The sequence below is a fragment of the Prevotella veroralis DSM 19559 = JCM 6290 genome (assembly GCF_000377625.1).
Classification (GTDB): domain Bacteria; phylum Bacteroidota; class Bacteroidia; order Bacteroidales; family Bacteroidaceae; genus Prevotella; species Prevotella veroralis.
In genome coordinates this window covers 18914-42900 of record NZ_KB898328.1, presented here as the reverse complement: position 1 = coordinate 42900, position 23987 = coordinate 18914, and the positions used below count along the sequence as shown (strand labels likewise).

The window sequence follows — 23987 nt, the reverse complement described above, 5'->3', positions numbered from 1 at the left end:
TTCGATGTGAAGAAACGCCCTCTTTGTTTGTAAATAATACTATCTACTCCCCTCTCCATTCGGAGAGGGGCTGGGGGTGAGGCTGTAGATGGTTGGAAGTGAGGCTCGTTGTTGTGGGTTATGAGACTTTGTTTCCTCCTACTTCTCCACCCTCTTAATGACTTTACCATTCGATAGCTTGAGGATGTTAATACCCTTTGCTGGTGCAGAGAGGTGGTTGCCATTCAGGTCATAACGTGCTGATTCAGAGACGTTGTAGAGCTGATTTGTAGTTTTGATATCCGATGTCGTAATATCAAGGACTTCGTATCGACTGCCCAAGACAACGCTGTTCTTCACCAGAGTTTCCTTGAATTTCGTTATCACCTCAGCAGGTACATAGATGGAGAGTTGCGTGCGGATAGGTGTAAAAACCGACTTCCCGAATAAAGGAATACCTGTACCTGCGAAATGAACCACGGCTAACTTCTTTGCACCATAGAATGCTTTCTCATCGATCCCAGAGACAGCTCCCTTGAAGTTGACGCTTACTAAGTCTATACAACCTGTAAAGGCTTGCTTCTCAATAGATAACCCTGAGGCAAGAGATGTTATATGAGTTAGACCAGAGTAAGCAAATGCGCTCTCTCTAATGTTGGTAAGTCCTTCAGGCAAGACAATGCTCTTTAGGTTCTTAGCATAGGCGAAGGCGTTTGCTTCTATATCGGCTATCTCTGCAGGAAACTGTACTGTTGTTGAGGTGCTACCAGTAGGGTAAGCTATGAGAGAAGTCAGTTCTTTATTATAAAGCACACCATCAACAGCAGCATAATCTTCGCTTTCCTCTGATACAGAGAATGCAGTCACAGCTGTCTTATAAAAGGCATTCTCTCCTATATCTGTCAATGTCTGGGGAAACTCGGAAAGCGTAGTAAGGGCAGAACAGCCCTCAAAAACATGCGCACCAATCTCTCCCAAAGCAGACGGGAAGGTCATAGCTGTGAGCTTTTCACACTGTGCGAAAGCATAATCCCCAATGCTTGTTACCTTCTCAGGGATGGCACATTCCACCAGAGCAGTACAACCCGTCAGAGCGAATTTGTCTATTTTCTTTATCGAAGCAGGGAGTTGGATCTTAGTGAGTTGATTGAGCCTATAGAACATATAAGGGGGTATGGCATCTTTTTCGGTAGGCTTATAAAACTTGGTTGACAGCCCTTGCTTTATCGCACAATAGTTCTCACCTTCTTCAACAATACGCACATCCGAGAGGTCAAGAGAGGTGAGTTTCCCCTCCGTCCGGTCGTCCTCCTTGAGTCCTTTACCAGCCATTTGGCGGAGGAGCAGAATGTCGGTTCCGTTGATTTCTCCCGTCACCTTCAATTCTGTTATCTTATACTTCTTAGCCTCTGGGATGTGTGTTGCGAGTTTCCCAGCCTCTGTTTTCACTGTTAATGACTCCTGAGCATGAGCCGTGAAACACGCACATGCCAGTGCAATTACGGTTAATACTTTCTTTGATGTAAAGACTTTCATTTGTTACTGATTGTTTTTTTATTAATAAATATCATCTTTTTTCATAAGGGATAACGAACTTGTAGCCACGTCCTCGTAGTACAACATCCTTCTCCCGAACCTCTTCCACATATAATTGTTGTGCTCCCTCTTTTAGTCCACTGCTACTGAATTCATCGGGATAAAGCATAGAGAGCGAGACGGGAATACGTGTTCCGACAACTGGGTTGACGATGGCTGGCGTAATCTTAACGACCTTCTTCGACGAATAAGGGCGTGCCCCATTGCAGAGCCAAACGCCTACTCCCGGTCGGCGAATCGCCATTACCGTGTTCATCTGCGCATAAAGGCTGTGCGAAGTAGTGCCATAAACGCCCACACGAGAGGCAGTACCCTCACAACGTACCGTCACTTTCAATGTTTTCTCTTGCTTGTCTTGCGAGATAACACGTATCTTTGCCTCCCCTTCATAGTGTGCTTGAATCTCCAAGATATTGGTTTTTGCATTCCATTTAACGCTCATCACCTTGTCAGGATCATCCACTTTCAAGTCGACAATATCACCTCCTCCGTTCAAACTAACGAACTTGCTTTCGTCACGAGGGAAGAGTCTGATCTCCGACTGACTAATACTGATTTCCGGAGCAACCACATGGATGTCAATGCGCTGACGCTTATCTCCAGAGATGATAGTCGCATAGGTCGTACCTTCCCAGATACCATTTACACGCAAAGTGTCCTTACTGATGTTCACACCGGCTACCTTTGAATCGGCAACATAAGCGATATATTTCCCTGTGCCACCCGTTAGGAGGAACATACGTGTGGATAGTTTCGTGAGCGCAACCTCGTTCGGTGTCTCCCCATTAAGCTGTATGTCCTTTGCTTCAGGACTATTGTCTTTGTCGCAAGCAACAAGGAGAATGCTGCAAGCAAAGAGTAAGATAAGATATAACTTTTGTCTCATAATGTCTTAATCTACCATCAGTTTATATTCAATTTCCCACTTTCTTTCAGGCGTCTCCACTATCTCTATCTGCAGAAGATGCTGCCCTTTTGAGGGGAAAACAATCTTTCCTTCGACTGGTGTAACCGGTGTGCCGTCCACTTGATAAGTGATAGCTGCATTCGGATTAGCCAAGTCATGATAATAAAGAGGTAGGCTTCGAGGACAGGTTCCAGCCTCACTCACCTTATATAAATAAGGTATGCGTCCTTCCTCTTCAACGCCCATGTTCATGCGTTGCGTTTGTTCGGTGATAGGGTCTGTGGGCTTCGATTGCTCCGAACCTTTGACAGTCTTCACGCTAAACTGATAAGAGCTGCCCGGCTCGAGAGCCTCAACAACAAAAGAGGTTGACGTTGTCGTGGCAATTACCTGTCCATTCTTCAACACCTGATAACGCACATCAGCATCAGCAACAGGCTTCCATGAAAGTTCAACCTCACGTTGTTGCGGGCGGACAACGAGGTTAGAAGGAGCCTCCAAGGTAGGTGTCACCGTTCCTTTCTTCGTCATTTTAAAGGATACATCATCGATGAGAACGAATCCACCAGACTCTGCCGACTCATAGTCATTCTCGATATACAAGCCCACACCAGCACGATTTACACCTGCCGGCGCTTTGACTGTTATGGTCATCATCTGCCATTGATTCGTAAACTTCCGAACCTTTTCTTTCTCGCGCGTATCCTTTTTTATTGATGTTAAGTCACGATACCAGTCCACCGTAACGGTGATGTTTGGACGTTTCAAAGAGCCTTTGTACCAATAAGTAAGTTGATATTCAGCACCCGGTTCTACCACAATGTGATAAGGATTAAACTCCTTGTCGCGTGAGAAAAAAGAGCCTCCATTGGGATAGAGTTTTATGGCATAGGTGCCGTTATGGGCATCCTTTGTCCTTGAGTAAGCCAATGAGGAATTGAAGTACCAATAGCGTGGTTTGAGGTAAGGATCATAATAGTTAGGGTCTTGTTCCTCGCCTTCTTCCTCATCATCACTTGGTTGCTTCGTCTCAGGAGGATAGTCTTCAAATCCTCCATTGAGTATCAGTTCTTGTCCCACTTGTCCCTTTGCTGTATAAGAGAAGGACAATAGGCAGAACAGAAAGAGATAGATTTTATTTGTCATAGAATGCGTATTTATTGATTAAATTGATTGATGTCTGCCAGCGTCAAGCCATAGTGTTTGCCTATTGCCGAAGCAATATTGCGCAGCGAGCCCTCGGTGCTTTCGGGTGCTAAGAGGCGTTGCGTGTCCCATAGTCCGCCATCGGCTGTGAGCTGATTGATATATTGTTTCACCTCGTTATAACTAAGGTGGGGCTTGCCAGAAGACTGCACCGTGAACTGCAAACCATATATTGCTCCACAGCCACGAGACAAGAAAACGAGGGCATTCTGGGCATCTTCATCAAGATTGACACGTGTTATCTCGCCCACAAGGAAGGTCATGGCTTGTACGGCGGCGACCTTTGATAACTCACTCCTAATCAGTTGTAACTGTTCGTGTACATCGTCATAACGATATTCTGTGAGTGCCAATCGACCTCGTGCAAAGGCGTTGTAAATCTTAATGCGACTCTCCCGTAGCACGGGCAAACTGCTTGTTTGGATCACAGGTAACCAATATTGATAATAGCCATAAGCCAAGTCCCAATGGTGTTCAAGCTCTGTGTAATTACGACCGGGCAGTAGTTTTGTTTGCTCATGGTCGTGTCGTAGACGGCTGTCTGTATATAAACTGTCATTGAGGTGTACGTTCAGTACCTTGTCAAGATACACTCCTCCCCATACGATACCATTAAACAGCTCTGCCACAACAAGCCCTTTCTCATTGACAAAAGCGATGTTGACATCACCGATATTCGTACCCACATAGCCTGCTTCTCCTCGTGCTGCACGATGATTACGAGCCGTTCCCGGACTCGGTTGTGACAGTCCGCTTAACTTACCCGTAGTGGTGAAGATGTCGTTAATATCAGCCAGTATGCGTTTGCGGTCAGCCTTGTGTAAGGACGAAGCAGCCACTTCCTCCATTGGTTTTAAGCCAAATTCGCCATTCTGAAAATAGTCTTGTACCTTCGCCATGTTGGCTGGATACATGATAGCCGCTATCTTTAAATAGCTGTTATAGATATAGTCCATGGGGTCACGCAACAAACTACACTCCAAGTAATCAACGCTACTTGCACCATTGCGTTTAAACTGATAGACAGGGTCGGGGATAGTTGGTTCACGATAAGCCGACTCTACCGTCTCTCCTTCCCATTGGTTACAAGCGAGGCAGCAGAGCGGTAATAAGAATAGTAAGATATAATTGATTGGATTCTTCTTCATCATTTTCTCTATTATGGAAGGATAATATAACCACAGAAAGGAGACTTTATCTTGTCGATTCCCTCTTCGTTTTGATGCTGGTTGACAGTGAGTGACTTCACGATAGTAAGTCCATCTTCTGATACAGCAGAGATGGTTGCCTTGATGGAAGAACCACGTGGACCGACACCATTCACACAGATATACATAGGATAACCAGAGTGTGCAGTGAAGGTGAGCTTATACTCCTTTCCATTGGTCAGGAAGGTTGTTGCAGTTTCATCTCGACGATTGCTTGCTATGACATGCAGTTGTTTATCGGGCGAAATGTACCTTATGGTGTATCGAGAAGAGATGTCGTTATCTTCCACGAGTTGTCCCAAAAGGTTCACCTCAGTATAGGAACACGTGAGCGTAACAGTGTAGTCTCTTACGTTATCGGTGATGTCTACACCGGGATACACATAATCAGTAACAGGTGCATCGGGGTTCCCGAGCTGTATAACCTGATCTTCGTAAGAGAGCTTCGGCTTATCTATTCCTTTGAAAGGAAATAGTTTCTCGTAGTCCTCCTCGGCATATTCTTCACTACTCCTTGTGCAACCCGTAGTAAGGAGCAGCACACCTATTAATATATAATGAATCAGTTTCTTCACCATAGTTGATTGTCTTATTGAATGTATTTACCTATCTTCTATTGTTGAATTATTCGGTGGGTGCATCCCAGATTTCGGCTTCCAAGCCTGTAAACTCACCTTCGGGATGGAGGTGCTTACTGACCAGTCGGGTGGTACGCAATAGTGGATCGTACACCGAAACAAGCTCTGCAACAAAGCGATCACCCTGTCGCTGGAAGTCGAAAAACATCGTTTTACTGTCATAACGAAGCCCAGCTCGGAAGGTAATACCCTGTTCCGTGCCTGCATAACCAGAGCCTAATCCAGTCATCTCTTTGGCTGGATAACCCGGAATAGGGTTCTTCTTCTGCGTGAAAAGGAAGAGATAATAACGCTTCGCAACAATCTCCTTCAATAGAGCTTGATTAGTCTCTACATTGCGTTTGATGTATATGTCACTTTGAAAGAACGTGCGCCCACCACGATGGATACGCAGTTGTGGGTTCGTCATACGCTCAAAGAACGCCCGATTCTCATACGCTTTTTGCACGAAGGAGGTTGTTTCCTCTGGTGCTTTCAACTTTGAGAAGACGATGTACTCACGTGCAGGTTGAAGGTAGGATGCCGTGCGGAAAGCTAAATCTCCATCCTCATTTCGCCCCATGAAAAGGAAGTCTGACGACCCTTCAAAGCGGTCGTTCACTAATTGGTGGATATAGTTATAAGTGGAGAAAGTTAGTTGGGTGAAACTGTTCCTACCAATGATATACTCGCTTATCATTGGTTGTGTAGCTGTCTGCTCGGTGTAGTCAGCACGCATTACGACCGTGTTGTCGTCCTTAAACAGCATTGTGAAACAGTCGCCTCCATAGCCATATCGCCCTCTGAAAGCCTGTTGTGAAATCAGTTCTGAAGGGTTGGAAAAGAGCAAGGAGTCGGTCTTTGGAAAATAAAGGACACGCCATCCGTAGGGTGCCTCGACGAGTTCTCGTTTCAAGTTAGCAATACTCTCACTATTGCGTTGCGCTGGACTCTTATCGAAAATATCATCATTACTGGTGCAGGCAACCAAGAGGAGCACCATTGCTAATAGATAGTATTTCATCTTATTGTTATTCATCTCTGGTGTTGTTTGACGTAAGCATTGATTCTTCTGATGCTTATTACTTGCATTTGCTTTAGGTTTATATGCCACGACTTGAGTACATATTCGGATACAAACGACTGTTTCTCAGTAAACTCCTTATAGGCTTGCTTCGCCTCTTCTGCATATCGGGCGTTTACCTCAGGATCGATGTCTGTGTCGGGAGTTTGGGCTGTGATTGATGCGTCATAAACCTCCTTAGGCGTACTGGTAAGCGTGGCACTGATGATTTCGGCAAAGTCATCTTCAGGCGAGAGGAAGCCTAACATCGTATAAAAACCACGTTTATTGGCATAGGAATCGAGCCCAAAACGTTCCTTGCCAGTGCGTGCATAGCTTAAAGGAGCAGCCAGAGACTCAGTTGAACCAGTGTATCGTTGTTTACTGATCATCGAGAATTTGTCACGGTCATAGGCTATGTGTAGCATTAAGCACTTGGCTAATTGATGGTGAACACTGCGCATAAGGACAAAGACCTTATCCTCATCTGCTGGGTTGAAATCGTCTACGTGATAGATACACATCTCTTTCGCAGTGAGTTGCGGATTGTTAAGTCGCTCCACACCATGCGTATCTGGATTCCCTCCTCCATATAGATATAACTTGATAGGGAGCCTCCCGAGCAATAGTTCTTCTCCGCCCGTCTCCTTGAGCCGATAGGTCTCCAAGCCCATTACTCGTACTGCTTCAAGCACCTTACGAACGTTCTCCAGCTTTGGAGGATAAATGTAAGAGCCAGCTGAACCAGCGTTCTTTTCCCATCGGTAGACCACCTCTATCCCATAAGGGATTGTGATATTCTCGAGGATCCACTTATCCAGTTCGGTGGTTGCTATCTGCTTTCTCCCTTCGTCAATGACGCTTGTCTCATTTAGTTTCTCACTACTGCAAGCAGCGAGAATTATGGTTGCGAACAGGAGAAGAATTGCTTTTATCTTTATCATTTTTGTAATCATTTACTTGTTCATCATACTTATCTTGGCAATTGCTGACGTTCACGGGGATTAGGAGTAAGCCCTCGTTGGATAGCTTCTGTTGGTATCTGAAGAACTTTTCGAGGGTCATCTTTCTCCAAGGGGAAGTAATAGGAGCTCTTCGACGAACGCTTCACTGCAATGTGAAAGCGGCGGATGTCGAACCAACGTAAGCCCTCTTGGAAGAACTCCTTTTGGCGGAAGTCGAGTATTAGTTGTACCATTGCAAGCTGCTTCAAGGTCATCCCGTAGAAGGGAGAATATAGGTTATATCGATTGCTGTTAGTCGATGTGTACACTGCTCGTTCGACGGATGGCATGAAGCCAAACTTGCCTTGCATGTATTGCAGGTAATCATCGATAGCATGGTCATAGTTCCTTAGCATAGCATAAGCCTCCATCCTGTTGAGGAGCACTTCATCGACAGTGAAGAGCGCATTGGTCACATAGATGCCACGCGGCTTAGTGCCTGTTTGCTCTGAATTAGCCAACTCATCAAACTTAGCCATATATCGTCCTGTGGTCGTAGGAGCTGGTGAGGAAGTGAAGAGATAAGTACCAATGAAATTCATCTTAGCGTAATCTCCGCCTCCTTCTATGCCCCTTTGCGCAAAGATCTTATCAATGGTGTTGAATGTAGAACCATATTTTTCATTCACCACTGAACGTGCCCATCGCGACTCGGTAGTTGTTAGCAAGAGGTTAGCTGGTTCATCCACAGCCATGTACCTATGGTATAGGTTTTGTGGAGAAAACTCCATTTCATCAGCGTAATGACGCCATGATCGAAGCTGACTCTTCGGTTCACTCCCTAAGACATAATCGGCATACTCGATCACAGACTGCCATTCCCCTTTCATGAGATAGAACCGAGTTGCGAAAGCGTAAGCGGCTTTCTTATTGAAATGGAACTTAGGATGTGTATAATAGTTATCCGATACTAAGGAGATACCTAAGCGTAAGTCTTTCTCTATCTTATCGTACACCTCATTTACAGTCCCACGTTCATAATTGACCAAGGCGTGCTTCTCTGGCTTGGTGATATAGGGTATTCCAAGGTTATCCGAAGCTCCTCCATAAGGCTCCGCCCATATATTCACCAACATAAAATGTAGATAGGCTCTCAACAAGAAAGCCTCTCCGTACAACGCTTTCACACGCTCCGTTTTAGGGTAACGACTTAATAGTTCCAATGCTTTGTTAGCCTGCGCAATACCTTTGTAGCATGCATTCCAATAGTTGAGAGGCGTGTCTAAATCCTCTTGATCATAGTCTTCCCAGAAGAACATTGCCTCATTCAATCGTGTATGAACCCCATTCGTGCGTTCCTCCACATTATCTGTTCGAGGTTCAAGAAAGGGTATATAGCTTGCTTCCGGATAGGCTCCCGTAAGTAGTTCAGCTACTTTCTTCTCAGAATCAATATCGACATCCAAGTCCGAATCGGGGCTCTTATCGAGGAAGTCGTTACAGCCGACAAGCAGACAGCTAACGGCTAAAAGCAGTAATGATATGTATTTCTTCATCTTCATTCAGTTAGAAACCAATATTCAATGTTAGGGTATATTGCTTAGGAGTTGGTAGTGACACACCACCCGACTTATAGTACTCTGGATCCTGTCCCTTTAGTTTCTTGTCTGAATAAAGGAGGAAGGGATTGGTCACATTAAGGCGTAGATCCATTGTTTGGAGCCTCATCTTCTTTAGGAAGTCACTGGGTACATGATAGGCTAAAGAGATGTTCTTCATACGCACGAAACTACCATCTGCAATCATCATCTGCGAGTAGTTATAAGTATTATACGCCCTTTCGATGTTCTCCTTACCCACTTTTTCAATCAACTCTTGCGATGGAAGCACCGGAACATCCGTCTTTCTCTCATCTCCGGGATTGAGCCATCGATTGTAGTAAGACTTCGAGAAGACGTTTAAGTCACCAAACTCGGGGTCGAAAGTGGGGTTCAGCCGGATCTTATTACCTGCTTGCATGGTCAGAAAGAACGATAGTTCCCAGTCTTTATACCTAATAGTATTGGACAAACCACCGATTACCTGTGGTTCAATAGGTCCATAATATAAGAGGTAAGATTTGGCATACTGCGTATCAAGGAAGTCTGCCCCAGCATTCTTCGCATACTCTCCTTGATTAGAGGGATAAAGTCCGAAGTCAAAAGTAGGCAGTCCGTTCTGATCCAATCCTTGGAAGTTAAAGGCGAAGAGAGAGCCTCGTGGGTAACCAACTATGTTCCCTCTGCCTCGCCCAGCGACCATATCAAAGGCATTAGGAGTGTTCAGTAAGCGTGTAATCTTTTGATTCATAGCACTCAAGGTGAGGCTTGTCGACCATTGAAAGTCCTTACTGATAATGTTCTTCGTATGCACTCCGAGTTCCACACCCTGTGTACGCATATCACCAAAGTTAGCGTACTTGTAATATTCACCGCCTACTCCCGATGTTCGGACGAGATCGATGAGATCGAATGTATTTCGTTGATATACATCCAGTGTTGTACTTATTCGGTTGTTGAATAAACCTAGTTCCATACCAATGTTCAACTCGTACATCTTCTCCCATGTGAGGTCTCTGTTCTCTAAGTGGAAGATGTTTAGTTTGTTCTCTCTATCGCCGAACTGGAATCGATTCACTATCCCACTTCGATAGACAGCATTAGCATTGATGGCCTCTTCATTCATCTTCGCGGTCAAGCCGTAACTTGCTCTTAGAGCCAAACGAGAGATAGTTTGATTGTTTTTCAACCATTCCTCTTGGTCTAAGTTCCACTTTCCTCCGATGTTCCAAGTGGGTAACCACAAGGCACGAGCACCCTTTCCCGATGTGTTCGAACCCTCGGTATTAACCACAACATTGAATATGTACTTGCCAGCATACCCATAAGTACCATTGAAAGAGAAGGTTATTCCGCGGTCATTCCGCTTATGGTAACTGAAGTAACTACTCCCTTCATCAATGAGCTTATTGAATATCAAGGGGTTAGTATATACCTGATTGCCTCGGTCGTATTGGATGCCGTAACCCTCGAAAGGATTGGTAGTGCGAATAGCCGAACGCAACTCTGTGAAGGCAAAAGCCTTTAGGTCATGTTGTCCCAACCGCTTATCAAAGTCGATGGCTATGCGTCCCAAGAAACTCTTTAAGGATGCTTCTGTCTTGTTGAGAATGCCTCCGTGGGTCAGACCTACCCTCGGTTGCAGCTGCGGATTGTCCTTATCATGCACCAAATAGATATTCTCCTTGGCAACAAAAGGATTCTCGTTCGCACGAAAGGCCTGTATAATGTTCGATCCTTCAAGCACCTCATGCGTCGTATTGGTATGAGCATGTCTGAGTGCAACTAAGCCTTTCAAAGCCAGCTCAGGGTTGATTCGGTAGGTTGCTTCGGATTGTATCTTGAAGTCCAAGACATCGATATCCATCTTGTTATTAGCATACTCATTCAAGATGTTGAAAGGTGCCCAGTTGTTGCGATAATACGACAGATTACCCTCATCATCATAAGGACTTAAAGTCCTACTCGTACCTAATGCGTAAGAAAAAGGATTGATATCGAAGTCGCGTTCAAACACTCCTAAGGCGTTATTCTTGCGTTGCGGCATCGTTCCCGGTGCTTTTTGCGAACGGATATTGCCCTGTGCTGTGAGCGTGGCAGTCAGTTTGTCGTTAATGTAAAAGGTGTTTTTTACATTTGCCGTAAAGCGACTTACCTTATCAGCTATCGTCCATCCAGCATCATGATAGAAACCTAATGAAGCGTAAGTAGCTGTGTTCTTGCCACCACCCGACAGTGTTATCATGTGATTAGTGGTAGGATTCATCGTGAAAAGGAGCTTAAACCAGTCAGTATTGGCATACTCCCTCTTGCGCAGGAAGTCCATCTTTGCATCAGGCGTATTGGGCAGATAGTAAGTACCCGTTGCTGGATTGACGGTGCTAACAGCCTTATATAGCTGGTAATAAATGCCACTTCGCCGTCCATATAACGATTTGGTCACACCGAAATAGCCCTTATCATTCATCTCTTGATAGAGCGACATGGTCTCTTGTGAGTTCAGTAAGTCGAAGTCGGAGTACCTCGGTCTGAGTCGAATGGAGTTCTCTGTGGAATAAGTTACACGTAGAGGAGACTCTCTTCTACCCGCTTTAGTGGTAATGACGATTACTCCATTCAAGGCACGAGCACCATAGACTGATGTAGCAGAAGCGTCTTTCAACACTTGAATATCCTGTATGTCGGCAGGATTCAAACCTGATATTGCCGAGGAGATGAGCGTCACAGCATCACCAGATGCGAGTTGATCGAGGCTGAGATGCACCAAGTCTTCATACACCGCACCATCTATGACATACAGAGGTTGCACGTTTCCGATGATTGAAGCACCACCACGAATATTAATACGAGGGGCTGATCCGAAGGTTCCCGATATGCTCTGAATAGACAAACCAGGCACTCGACCTTCCAACATACGCGATACGTCGGCAACACCTTCCAGCTTAATATCATCCATCTTAACCGATGTTGCCGCTCCTGTATATACTCTATTACGGATGTTCTGATAGCCTGTAACAACGACTTCATCAATCTGTCGCGCATCAGCCTTTAGTGTGATGGTAAGGTTCTGACCGCTCACTTTTACCTTCCGAGGTGTCATTCCGATGTAACTCACCTGTAAGGTCTGTCCTTGAGAAGCCTTTATAGTGAAGTGACCATCCATGTCGCTCACTGCTTTCTGCTTAGTTTCTACAACCTGCACAAAGGCTCCGATGAGTGTTTCGCCCTGTTCGTTCTTGACCGTTCCACTGATGGTTCCTGTTGTCTGTGCCGTCAGTGTGAGCGTCATAAACAGCAAGATGAGGGTCAATAGAGCTTTTCGTTTGTTGATAAATCTATTTATCTCTTTTATCATGATTGTTCTTTTTGCTTGTAACTATTGGTGGTTTATACACTATCAGAGCTTAAATTGCAATCCTCCATACACTCCCAAAGGGTGACCGGCACGCAATCCTGAAGGATGACGGGACACGAGGTAGCGTTTATTCGTTAGGTTGATAGCATTCAAAGTGAGGGTGAGTCGCTTATTGATACGCCCTTTCAATGAGGCATCTAATATAAGGTGATGTGGAATCTTTTCCCTTTCTGCAATGCGACCTTGCCCTGCCGTTGTGCGCATGTCACCATTGTATCGTGCTCCAAAGTTGGCTTCCAACCATTTATACTCAAGTCCGATCTGTAGGTTCACAGCGTGCTTATATATATAAGGTATCTCATCTCCATAGACAACATGTCCCCATGCCGAACTGACGAAATCGTTTTTCATCTTCGTATTGGTATAGGTGTAAGATAGTTGTAAGGGCAGACGGAGAGCGAGATGTTGCGGGATGGGCTGATAATGGAACATGAACTCTAATCCATTGACCAGTGCCTTACCCACGTTGAATTGCTCCAGTGTACCTTGCCCACCCTGTGCTGCGAGGTCACTCCCAAGCATATTGGAGTAGTTGTTATTGAACACAATAGCCTCAACTTTCATCTTTGTGGTAGTGTATCGCAAGCCTGCTTCAACGTTAACACTGCTCTCTGCCTTCTGACCTAAAGTGGCACTGGGGGGAGCGAAACCCTTATGAAGACCGCCGAAAGCCGATAGTGTAGGCAGGAGTTTAACGTTTACTCCAATACCAGGCAATAGTGCTCTTGCATGGTTAGAAGTCTCTATGCGCACCATTCCTGTTCGACGAGGATCGGCCTTAGTATAGTCTCTCTGCAACAGATCAACGTCTTCGTAACGCATGCCGGCAGTAAGGGTGACGATCCCTTTCGACCATTTCGCCAACCAATAACCAGCCCAAGCATGTGCCGTAGTAATGCGGTTGGCGTTGCTTCCGGGGAGCCCCTTCAAGAAGAGCTGCATGCGTCCTCCTTGCATGGAATAGCCGTCGTCTTGCTGAAAACGGTCTTCACTGTCAGCATGATAACGCAATCCAAGCTCGGCAGTGAGGTATCCGTCCCATAGCATTGTGCGGTATTCTCCCTTCGACTGAATGCCTCGTGAGTGATAAACACGATGGTTGGCACGCAGCATTAAAGCCTCCCCTACGTAATCGGTCTGCCCTGTCACAATATCAAAGTAGGCTTTATTTGTCTCGGGGTCAGCCAATACTGCATCAATCGAACGGCGTTCAGCTTTAGTATTCCCCACCCTTACTTCGTTGAGTTTATACCAGTTACGAAAGAAGTAATTATAGTATAGATTGGTGGTTATTTTGAGTTTCCTTGGCGACTCGATGACGTAAGTTGCCACCCATTGGGTATGTCTCGTCTTGAGGTTATCCTTCTGTGCTCCTGCATAGCGATAGTACGGGCGGAGAGCAAAATCCTGTTCGGACAATCCGAGATAGGTCTCATCTGAGGTCTCATTGGCAAACCCGAACTTCAGTTCAAACAGATGATTGAGCCCTTCCTCATTATTGGTCTGGGCGGCAAACTTGGCTATGATGTCATTGCGTTTGAATCCTGTTCGCTCGTTCGGAACGTCCTTTCTGAATCCATCCGATTGGTAACGTAGATACTCAATGATGAATCCAGTGTACTTGAAGCGATTACCTACACTGAAGTAAGACTTCAATGTGTTATAGCTACCATAGGATGCGTTCGCTTTCAAACTGAACTTGGAAGGAATGGGGGTAGACACCATATTAATAGCACCACCTGTCGTGAAAGGACCGTACTGCACCTGACTACTACCCTTCAACACCTCTATGGCGTACATACGACCCGCATTCGGAAAGTAATAAGCGGCTGGAGCTGCATAGGGAGCAGGGGCTGCCAGCACACCATCCTCCATCAAGGTGATGCGCTCACTGCGCTCGGCTTTGGTGCCTCGAAGACTGATGTTCGGTCGAAGACCATATCCGTCTTCCTCGTAAACATTCACTCCCGGCACACTCTTGAGCATACGGTTAATATCGGTGTAACCGAATTTCACAATCTCAGTGGGAGATATATAATAAGCCGAACCAGTGCGGTTACGGGCTTCAAACTTGCTCCCCAGCATTTGATTGGAGCGTACAATCACTTCGGTCATACGGTGAACCGAGTCAGTTAAAGCACTCTTTTTCTCTGTTTGTAGGCTGTCTTGTGTCTGGGCACACACGCTCATTGGTGTCAGAACAAACAGTAGAGGCAACATGTATTTTGTATTATAAAGCATAATTCAGGTAATCAAACTTATAGCAACCTTGCATTGGGTTGAGAATCCGAAGATTCTTCTTTTATAGCAGCTAATCGTTTAGCATGCCACTGCATGTAGATAAGTTGTTTACGAATTGTTTGTAAATTTTGTGCAAAGGTAGCATGTTGACACGCTTACCACAATACCTATTTCTAAGTATTTTAGATATTTCTCAGGTTGATAAGATTACTAATTAATAAGTAAACAAATGTTCTTTTCAGGTTAATGAGTTAACGAGTTGACAAATAAATAAGTGGTTTGTTTGATGGGAGACATTGTCCCGAATAGATCCTCCAGCCTCCCCCAAGGGGAAAGATGAAGCCTCACTCCCGCCCCAACTACAGCCTCACCCCCGCCCCCTCTCCGAATGGAGAGGGGAGTAGATAGTATTATTTACAAACAAAGGGGGCGTTTCTTCGATGTGAAGAGACGCCCTTTTCATTGCAAGGAAACGCCCTCGTCGATTGAAAGGGGGCGTTTCTTTAATTAAAGATAATGTCAACCTGTAGGGACAGACGCCCTCGTCTGTCCGCCAGAGCACGCCAGATTCGTAACCAACTTCCCCGCTTTATGCGGACAGACGAGGGCGTCTGTCCCTACTTTGTGGTGCTCTATTCCACAGAACAAATAACTTGTTTACTTGTCAACCAGTCCACTCGTCCACTCTACCTAATCATAATTTTGAATTTTGAACTTTGAATTTTGAATTGCACAAGGGCGTCAGCTTCTGTGGATTCCCATGTTCCTTTAGGAACTCTGTGTCGCCTTGCGGCTTCGTGCCATCCGTGTATTCCGTGTTAAAAATGTGTTCCATCGACTTCTGTTCATCATGTACTTCCTGTCTAAAACGATGTTGCTAATCCTCTGTCTGTTATGTACTTTTTGTCTAAAAAACAACGTTAAATTACGTTTCTAAGCCCTTAAATCTATTACGACACAGGCTCTATGTCAACATAAAACACTATCTTTGCATCTATGAAAATGAAATATTTACTATCAATTATAGTCTGTTTATGTTCTTTCACGGGCTTACGAGCACAATACACCATACAATGTGAGGATACATGTAGCCATATTCATGGACTTGACATGAGCCATTATCAAGGTGACGTGTGGTGGGAGACGGTGGCAGCAAACAGCAATCACAAACTCAATTACGTATATCTGAAAGCCACCGAAGGCAGCGGTAGAATCGATCAACGATACTTGGATAATATTGAGGCAGCGCAACGTTACGGTATGAATGTGGGCTCTTACCACTTCTATCGACCATCGGTTTCACAGATAGAGCAGCTTCGCAATTTCCGAACTCAGTGTCGCCCGCAGGATCAAGACCTAATTCCTATGGTTGACATAGAGACTACTGGCGGTCTAAGTACGCAGGCTTTGCGTGACAGCTTACAGACGTTCTTGGTGCTAATGACTAAGGAGTATGGGGTGAGACCATTGGTTTACACCTATACAAACTTCTATAATCGGTACCTCGTGGGGGCGTTGGATGGATACAAGCTATTCATTGCGCAATACAATAACAAGGAGCCTGAACTGTCCGACGGACATGATATTCTTGCCTGGCAGTACACTGGTAAGGGTCGAATCAATGGTGTGAACGGGTACGTTGACAAGAGCCGTTTGCTCGGAAAACATAGTATGCGCGAACTTAGATACCGCCGACGAAGATAGCAGAAGCGCGTTGGGAGGAGAAGAAGAAATTATTTGCAATAATTGAATAATACGTTAGATCCATGATAATTAAATGTCCTGAATGTGGTCATCAGGTGAGTGATAAAGCTCCAGTGTGCCCCAGCTGTGGTGTAGAAATAGCTGGGCATATCATCAAGTGCAGCCATTGTGGGGAGCTATACCTTATAGAAGAGCCTTCATGTCCTAATTGTCATCACACTGAAACGAACGTTCCTAAAGCGGAGACAACGGCTGAACAGGATGCAAAGGAGAATCCACAAGGAGCGAAAGAGGTTTCTGCTGTAGAGCAGATTACCGAAGAGGAGGCTCCCGAGGAGGTTGAGGATGAGATCGTGGGAAAGCCTATTGACGAGCCCATTCATGCTGGTTTGCCAGGGGAAGAGCCGACGGCAACGAACGATGAGGAGGATGATAACGTTGTAGATGCTGACTTTATCGTGGAGAATGATAAAGAGGCAGCGGTGATAGATGCAGCTGAAAGACTGGAAAAAGAGGCTTCGGACGATGAGGAGGAACAGCAGGAGAAGAAGCATAACCACGCTTCACTGGCTGTGTCGCTACTGATTGCTGTTATTACAGCAGCCGTCTTGTTATTCCTTTATAACCAAGGAGTTAAGGACAATATGGCGAACGATGAACAGGAAGAATACACCCAGGTCATGGCAAGCGGTGAGCCTACTGTTATGCAGAATTACCTTAAGCAATACCCAGATGCACCTAAGGCGCACCGCGACAGTGTGGCTTTACAGATCAAGGCATTGCAACATGCGGACAATGACTGGGCTAAGGTTCTGTCAAGCAACACGAAGGAAGCAATGCAGGAGTATCTCTCTAAACATCCAGACTCTCCTCATAAGCAGCAGTTACTCACGAAGATTGACGAGATAGACTGGGCTATGACGGTGAAAAAGAACGATGAGGATGCCTACGCCGGTTACCTTGCTATGCACAAGGATGGGGCACATGCCACAGAAGCCGATGCCATGTTGAAGAAGTTGATGAAGCATACTGTGGCTGATGCGGATAAGTCTAATGCTGTTAATGCAGTTCGCCAGCTGTTGCAAGGGATAAATAGTAAGAGCAACGAGAAGATCTCTGGGGCTGTAGCCAGCCAACTGAACTTCCTCGGAGCGGGTGGTGCTACGGCAAAGGACATACAGTCTTATATGCACAATAAGCTCTATCAGGCTGATGTGAAGACGGTGAATTGGCGGCTCGGGTCGCCTGCTGAAGTGACAAAAGACAGCAATGACGATGATGCCCCACTGAAGATTAAAGTGCCTGCAACGCTTAGCATTGAGCGTCAAGGCGGTACTTCCAATCGTAAATACATGATTTCAGCGGTGGTGAAGGGCGGTAGGATTACGCAAATCAACTGGAATTAACACTTCGCCCAGCCTCCCAAAAGCCTCCCCAAGCCCCTCCGAAGGAGGGGATGTTGCCTAACGGGAGCAAGTTAGGAGAGACTTCTCTTTAATTCAAAATTCAAAGTTCATAATTCAAAATTGTGATTAGGTAGAGTTGACGAGTTGAGAGTTGACAAGTTAACAAGTTGTTTGTTCTGTGGAATAGAGCACCACAATGTAGGGACAGACGCCCTCGTCTGTCCGCTCATTTACCCTTATATGGCATCCTGTTAGGCAACATTCCCTCCTTGGAGAGGCTTAGGGAGGCTTTTTATTTGCTGTGATTTGGCGGACAGACGAGGGCGTCTGTCCCTACAGGTTGGCATGTTCTTTAAATAAAGGAACGCCTTCTTTCAATTGAAAAGGGCGTTTCCTTGTAATGAAAAGGGCGTCTCTTCACATCGAAGAAACGCCCTCTTTGTATTAAGGATGTCTTTTCCTAACCGACTCCCGTTAGACACTCCCCTCCTTGGGAGGGGTGGGGAGAAGTTTTAACATTCGGAGAGGGGGCTGGGGGTGAGGCTTCTTTCCCCTCTTTTCAGATGGGAATAGAGGGGGCTTTTACCGCTTCGTTACATCCGACCAATCGCCCTTTCGTATGCAAAACAATCGTATCGTCGCCTATTCCACACCTTTCAATCTTATACAAATGCAGGTAGATAATACTGCATTATACTATTGACAAAAACAAAAAGCCTTGCTAACATCACTGTCCGCAAGGCTCACTTAATACCATTAAGATTTACTATCTCAACTATCAAAATACTACTTTGTGTGCAGCCTCATCATTGATAGGAATCAGAACTCACCTCTGATCATCCCTATCCTACCAACTCCACTACACCAGTCTGTTATTCAATTACATTGATTGGCTTCGATCCGACAAGTCGTTTTACGGCTGTTGCTTCACTCCCAGCATCCACATATATCGTCTTTAAAGAGGTGTTCCCATCTATAATGAGATACTCATAATCCTCGTCAAAGTCGCCATTGTTCTTTAGATTTAGCTCTGTCATTGCAGGCATATTCTCGGCTTCTATGTTGCGAACAATAGGATTAGAAGATAAGTCGAGTTTCTTAATTGGATTGTTAGACACGCTTATCTGGAAGAGCATTGGCAAGTGCGATGTATCAAGCTGCTTAAGTTGATTGTCATAAACAAAGAGGAACATCAACTTAGGAAGGTTCAGTGTAAGCGACTCAAGAGCATTATCATAGAGGTTAAGACGCTGCAACAATGGTAGATTCTCAAGTGTAATCTCTTTCAAAACATTGCTATTTGCATGCAACTGTTGTAGTGCTGGAAGGTTACGGATGGTCATCTTCCTAATGTTATTCTTAGTGACTTGAATCTGCTCAAGGGCTGGCAAGTCTATTGCCGTGAGTTCCGTAAGGGCTGCCCCATTAGCCAAAAGAAGCTTCAACTTCTTTAGTTGACTAATATCAAGGCTACTTATGCCTGTCCGCTGAATGTAGAGTTGCTCCAAATTTACATTCTTGGAAAGATCAAGAGCCGTCAATTGTGTATCATAAAGACGCAGGTCTTTAAGATTATTCATCGATGAGACATCCAGCTTTGTGATATTATCTCCACATAAATTCAGTACTTCTAAGTTAGCTAACTTCTCAATGGCAGTAGTGCTGGTAATGCCTTGATTCTTCAGATTCAGTGTTTTTAAATTAGAGAACTGTTCCAATCCTACAAGACTCTTGATAAGTTTCTCTGGTGTAGCATCACTCTTATTATCAAAGTGGAAATCAATATCTGTCACTGCCTTTGCCTCTTCCGGCGTTATTTCTCCATCACCATCTTTATCAATAGAAGGCTGTAAGGCAAGGAGTTGACGTTTTAAGTTAGAATCCTCAAAAGTAATGGGTTGCTTATTAGGATTCTGCTTAACAGTAACAGGGCACTTCAGTTCGAGACGCTGACCATTAGTTTTTACGACAGCTATAACATTTGCCTTACCTACACCAATAGCTTGGACATCTGTCTTATCATGCATTCGATTGACAGGGGAAGTAATATTTTCAGCATCAGTCATCCACAAGACATCTGCATCTTGGGGGACACCTGTAATTGTAACCGTTGCTTTTTCACCAACTGTAAGTGTGAGTTCACTTGGATTCAGTTGCAATTTTAACGGCTGAACAGTATCTTCCTTATCACTACATGCAGCGAGTAAGAAGGTAAGCAATGTAGCAAAAACTACACATGTTAGACTCTTTTTCATAATAAGTTGACGTATTAGTATTAATAATGTAGGATGAGATACAAGGGGTTAAGACCTATACCTCATAACAAGAAAGGATTTTTTACGAAGAGAAGTTAGTGCTAACCACACTTCTCAAAAACTTGTATTCAGGTATAGTTCTTAACTCCTTAATAGGCTAATCCTATTTAGCTTTTGCGCTCGTAGATGCTGGCATGACCTCACGTAAGAATGGATCTTTCATCGACAAAAGGCTTCCGACAAATGTATCGGCACTGAAAGTTGCACCCGTAGCAGCGGCAAAGAGGAACGAATCAAGGCGGTAGCCATTTGCTTCATTACCATCAAGATTACAATTCATCTCACCTGTTTTTGCAGCAAAGAAGCTACCAGAGAAGATTCCGCTATCATCACTTACGATTGACTTTCCACCTCCCTTTGTGCTATACATCAATAGGAACACATTCGCAGTCATACTTGTTCCATCGCCTTTAATATCTCCTGTAAAGGTACCAACATTGTTCGCAGACTTTAAAGAGAGCTTTAGGTTTGCCTCTTCAAACGTCACAGGAATCTTCCAATCGAAACCTGCACTAGTGCTGCTAATATGCAGGAATAGCTTACCAGACTCTTGCACAAAGTTTGCAGGGAACTCTATACCACGTTGCTGACCATTAGCTTCGAAAGTACCTACCAATAGATATGACTTGTCAATGACGTCTGCTAACGTGCCTTGGGTCACTACGATGGAATTACTAACATTGCCACTACTGTAATTAACTTTAGCTGTACGAACACGCCCAGTGGTGTTTTGCGTATATTTCACCGTGAATTTGTCATCATCATAACTTGCAGTAAGCCAATCAGCAGTCGTAGATATATTGAGAGTATTTGAATGTTCGAGACTGTATTGCTTCTCCCCTGCTTGGTCACCAACCACAATGGAAGGATCAGTCTGCAATGAGAAGACTAACCCAGTCTGCTGAACTGTGAGCTGCGTAGAATCCTTACCACTCTTAATAGTAAGTCTGGTAGAACGCCCATTAGCATTTTCATTAGGCTGTGCAACCACTTTCACGGTCTTTCCTTCAACCGTTGCAACCGCCCATGAACTATTCAGTGTAGCTGTAATAGCCCCTGGAGCTGATACTTCTACGCTCCCCTCACCACCTTTAGCACCGAAGAGAACATTTGCTTTCAGCACCTGCACTTGAGATTCCATTACATAGGGATTCTCTGTATCATCGCTGCAACCAACCATAACAAACGTGGTGATAAGCAGCATAAGCATAGAATATAGATTCTTCATCGTCTGTTTGTCATTATAAAGTCGGGGTAACCTCACTGCGAAGTGTAATACTTTGCACCCACAGCAAGGCTACTCCGAGAATGTTAAATGTGTACTATTACTTAGTTCTTAACTATCTTCAACTTCTTAAACGATTCATAGCTGCCAAGGTAATTAGCACTACTCCTACCCTCACCTTTGAATGTGCTCATCCAAAGAGCCTCTACAGAACCACCCGAGGAAGATTTTCCTGTGAGAGAACCTGAGGTTTCGTAAGTGTTAGAAGCATTCTTAGCATAACTCAATGGGAAGCTACAAGTGAACTTACCAGTGTAACCTGACCATTCATTACCTGCATAGAAGAAGATGTTGTAGAAGTACCATGTATCACCACTAGACATCAAAGCCTTTCCAATAAGCTGTCCGCTTTCCATGTTTAGGGTAAGTTTCTCAGCATCCCAAGTCAACTCTATGGTAACAGGTACACCATTGGTCGTCCACTTCATGAGTATCTTTCCATCTGTCTCACGGCTTATTGTCGCTGGAGTAGTTTGTGCGACATCATAGAAGTCATTGAAGTATAGGGTGTAATTACCCGCTACGTCTTTATCAAAGTCAGCCTGTGTAACAGTGATGGTAGACTCTCCATCAGAGGTTTTCACCTTGATGACAGCCTTTTGGATGTGCCCAGAAGTATTGGCAGGAGCCGTTACCTTGATACCAGTAGAGGTCTGCGTAACCGTCAGCCATTCGGAACCTTCAGAGGTAGAAACCGACTGGATGTCATCGCCAACATAGAGTTCTTTCTCGAAGGCATCGTCGTTCTTGATCAGTTTAGAGATGAATCCGTGTAGCACGATATTGGCATCTTCCTTTGCAGTAAGCGTGTTTGCCTCTGCATCAAAGGTCATTTCGGTTACTTTCACACCATTAATATCCAATGGATTATAGAACCGGATGCCCTTATCAGTAAGTGTGTAAGCTACCTTACTGGCTACGACTTCACCACCAACGGACAAGTTTAATCTGTGACCAGAGAACTTTATCACGACCTTTTTATCACCGACTTTGCCCTTTCCTTCGGTCATCTTTAAGGTAGATTTAATCTTTTTAACGCTCGTAAGATACTCCGTCATGCTCTTATCGGTCAACTTACGGAAGTACATCACATTCTGGTTACGCTTTCCGTGTACCACTACTAAGTCGCTGGCAATGCTATCAATGACAAATTCAAAGTCTCCACCGAAAGCCGTAGTATGATCAGAAGAAGGTGTAGCAAGGAGGTGCATCAACTTATTATATGAGTCGAACGTGAGTACAGGACCGTTATCTGATGTGGTCTTATATAAAGATGTGATTACATCAGAGGGATTTTTAGCCAACTCACTACCTACAGTAACCTTTTCAGTATCAAACTTCATCGTGAAAGCAAAGCCTCCATACTTCTGGGTCTTATCGGGATATACGTCCATCACCCAGCCTTTCTCGGAGCTTGCCAGCACCTCTCTCGCTTTATCAAGATATTTCTGCATGCGTGCAGATGACGAATCAGGGAACACATCCTCCTGGTCTTTCAGGCACGACTGAAGCATCAGTACCGGAAGAAGGAGCAATAAATATGCTAATAACTTATTGATCTTCATAATCTTCAAAACTATTAATGATTAACGGTAAGGTCGGTCAGATTCACTCTGCCAGCCACTATATCATCCTCACGTTGGAGCACTGTATCACGCAACTTATCAAGGTCTATCTTCCATTGGGTCTTCATGTACGACCGAACAATGTCCAGTTTCTGTTGGATGAGCTTAGCTCCGTCGGTTCCAGCCTCCGTCATCCACGCATCCCATTGGGTCTTTGGATTGGTGATATAGATAGATAACATCTCTGCGAAGTCCTCCACATGTGAATGCTGCGCATAGGCTGAGATGAATCCATGCTTTAGGTAATAAGGCTTTCCTCCATACGGAGCTTGACTCCAAGCATCGGACACGTATCCATCACCCGTAATGAGTTTGAAGTTTGCAGGATAGTCCTTTGTCTGATTCATGATGTGCGTAAACTCATGATGAATCGTCTTCAAGTAATACGTGTTGAGCTCTTCTCGACTCGTCAAGAACTCATCTAAATGGTTAGTACCCGCCAAAAAGATTTTCTTTCCACCCTCAGCAGTACCTAAGATCATCGTTCCATTGCTCTTATACTCGAAGTCTCCAACAGCATAGAACATCTTTGGAAAGTAAGCACGAGTGAAGTTCACGCCTGCCACCTGATCGTATGCCTCCAAGCAAGAATACTTCACGATATGTGCCAATTTGACTGCATCTTCCACCTTTGCAGGTATGTTGAAATAGTTCATATCAGTCTCGTTATCTTTGTAACGATAGAGGAACTCAATGTTATAAGGTGCTACGAAATTGGCATCCAACCACTTGTCAAACTCGCTATTGCCAGTTTCATCAGGCTGAATAACACTGGTGCTGTCCAGCTTATCCTCACTACAAGCAGTGAAGGTCATGCCTGCCATTGCCAGCAATAAGCTATATATAAAGTATTTATTCATAACTATGTCTTATTTAAA

At 44.7% G+C, this 23987-nt stretch carries 16 protein-coding genes; 2 read left to right on the top strand and 14 right to left on the bottom strand.

The window, feature by feature from the left end:
* Positions 1-138 precede the first annotated feature (138 nt).
* Genes D464_RS0105025 through D464_RS0104980 form a run of 10 tightly spaced genes read right to left on the bottom strand, consistent with a single transcriptional unit; the run spans position 139 to position 14753 of the window.
* A complete protein-coding gene (locus D464_RS0105025; RefSeq protein WP_018910430.1) occupies positions 139-1515 on the bottom strand; it encodes a leucine-rich repeat domain-containing protein in 1377 nt (458 codons plus the stop codon).
* 31 nt (positions 1516-1546) lie between these two features.
* Positions 1547-2461 carry a hypothetical protein gene (locus D464_RS0105020; protein ID WP_018910429.1) on the bottom strand — a complete coding sequence of 305 codons (915 nt, stop codon included), beginning with the start codon at positions 2459-2461 and terminating at the stop codon, positions 1547-1549.
* A 6-nt stretch (positions 2462-2467) separates the two neighbouring features.
* The gene (locus tag D464_RS0105015) at positions 2468-3628 is read right to left on the bottom strand and encodes a fibronectin type III domain-containing protein (protein ID WP_018910428.1); all 1161 of its coding nucleotides are present in this window, start codon (positions 3626-3628) and stop codon (positions 2468-2470) included.
* An 11-nt stretch (positions 3629-3639) separates the two neighbouring features.
* Positions 3640-4839 (bottom strand): DUF4856 domain-containing protein, encoded by a 1200-nt coding sequence (locus D464_RS0105010; RefSeq protein ID WP_018910427.1) that lies wholly within the window; start codon positions 4837-4839, stop codon positions 3640-3642.
* An 8-nt stretch (positions 4840-4847) separates the two neighbouring features.
* Positions 4848-5474 (bottom strand): hypothetical protein, encoded by a 627-nt coding sequence (locus D464_RS0105005; protein WP_018910426.1) that lies wholly within the window; start codon positions 5472-5474, stop codon positions 4848-4850.
* A 46-nt stretch (positions 5475-5520) separates the two neighbouring features.
* Entirely contained in the window at positions 5521-6552 is a 1032-nt protein-coding gene (locus D464_RS0105000; protein ID WP_018910425.1) for a DUF4302 domain-containing protein, read from the bottom strand.
* On the bottom strand, positions 6549-7532 hold the full coding sequence (locus D464_RS0104995; protein WP_018910424.1) for a putative zinc-binding metallopeptidase: 984 nt from the start codon (positions 7530-7532) through the stop codon (positions 6549-6551). The genes D464_RS0105000 and D464_RS0104995 overlap by 4 nt, the downstream gene beginning before the upstream one ends.
* Before the next feature lie 17 nt (positions 7533-7549).
* Positions 7550-9076 (bottom strand): RagB/SusD family nutrient uptake outer membrane protein, encoded by a 1527-nt coding sequence (locus D464_RS0104990; RefSeq protein WP_026284641.1) that lies wholly within the window; start codon positions 9074-9076, stop codon positions 7550-7552.
* Positions 9077-9086: 10 nt separating this feature from the next.
* A complete protein-coding gene (locus D464_RS0104985; protein ID WP_026284640.1) occupies positions 9087-12473 on the bottom strand; it encodes a SusC/RagA family TonB-linked outer membrane protein in 3387 nt (1128 codons plus the stop codon).
* Positions 12474-12515: 42 nt separating this feature from the next.
* Positions 12516-14753 carry a TonB-dependent receptor family protein gene (locus D464_RS0104980; protein ID WP_018910421.1) on the bottom strand — a complete coding sequence of 746 codons (2238 nt, stop codon included), beginning with the start codon at positions 14751-14753 and terminating at the stop codon, positions 12516-12518.
* A 1017-nt stretch (positions 14754-15770) separates the two neighbouring features.
* On the opposite strand from D464_RS0104980, the gene D464_RS0104975 reads away from it, so the two are divergent.
* Together D464_RS0104975 and D464_RS0104970 are read left to right on the top strand one after the other, a co-directional pair.
* Complete coding sequence (locus tag D464_RS0104975) at positions 15771-16478, top strand: glycoside hydrolase family 25 protein (protein WP_018910420.1); 708 nt, start codon at positions 15771-15773, stop codon at positions 16476-16478.
* Positions 16479-16540: 62 nt separating this feature from the next.
* Positions 16541-17884: a zinc ribbon domain-containing protein gene (locus D464_RS0104970; protein ID WP_018910419.1), complete on the top strand. Its 1344-nt coding sequence runs from the start codon at positions 16541-16543 to the stop codon at positions 17882-17884.
* An 872-nt stretch (positions 17885-18756) separates the two neighbouring features.
* Here D464_RS0104970 and D464_RS0104965 read toward each other — a convergent pair.
* The 4 genes from D464_RS0104965 to D464_RS0104950 all read right to left on the bottom strand — a co-directional run bounded on the left by D464_RS0104965 (position 18757) and on the right by D464_RS0104950 (position 23969).
* Positions 18757-20139, bottom strand: coding sequence for a hypothetical protein (locus D464_RS0104965; RefSeq protein WP_018910418.1), 1383 nt, complete (start codon positions 20137-20139; stop codon positions 18757-18759).
* Positions 20140-20302: 163 nt separating this feature from the next.
* A complete protein-coding gene (locus tag D464_RS0104960) occupies positions 20303-21427 on the bottom strand; it encodes a BACON domain-containing protein (RefSeq protein WP_018910417.1) in 1125 nt (374 codons plus the stop codon).
* Positions 21428-21528: 101 nt separating this feature from the next.
* A complete protein-coding gene (locus D464_RS0104955) occupies positions 21529-23049 on the bottom strand; it encodes a DUF4302 domain-containing protein (RefSeq protein WP_018910416.1) in 1521 nt (506 codons plus the stop codon).
* Between the two features lie 14 nt (positions 23050-23063).
* Positions 23064-23969 (bottom strand): zinc-binding metallopeptidase, encoded by a 906-nt coding sequence (locus D464_RS0104950; protein ID WP_004381616.1) that lies wholly within the window; start codon positions 23967-23969, stop codon positions 23064-23066.
* Between the last annotated feature and the right edge of the window lie 18 nt (positions 23970-23987).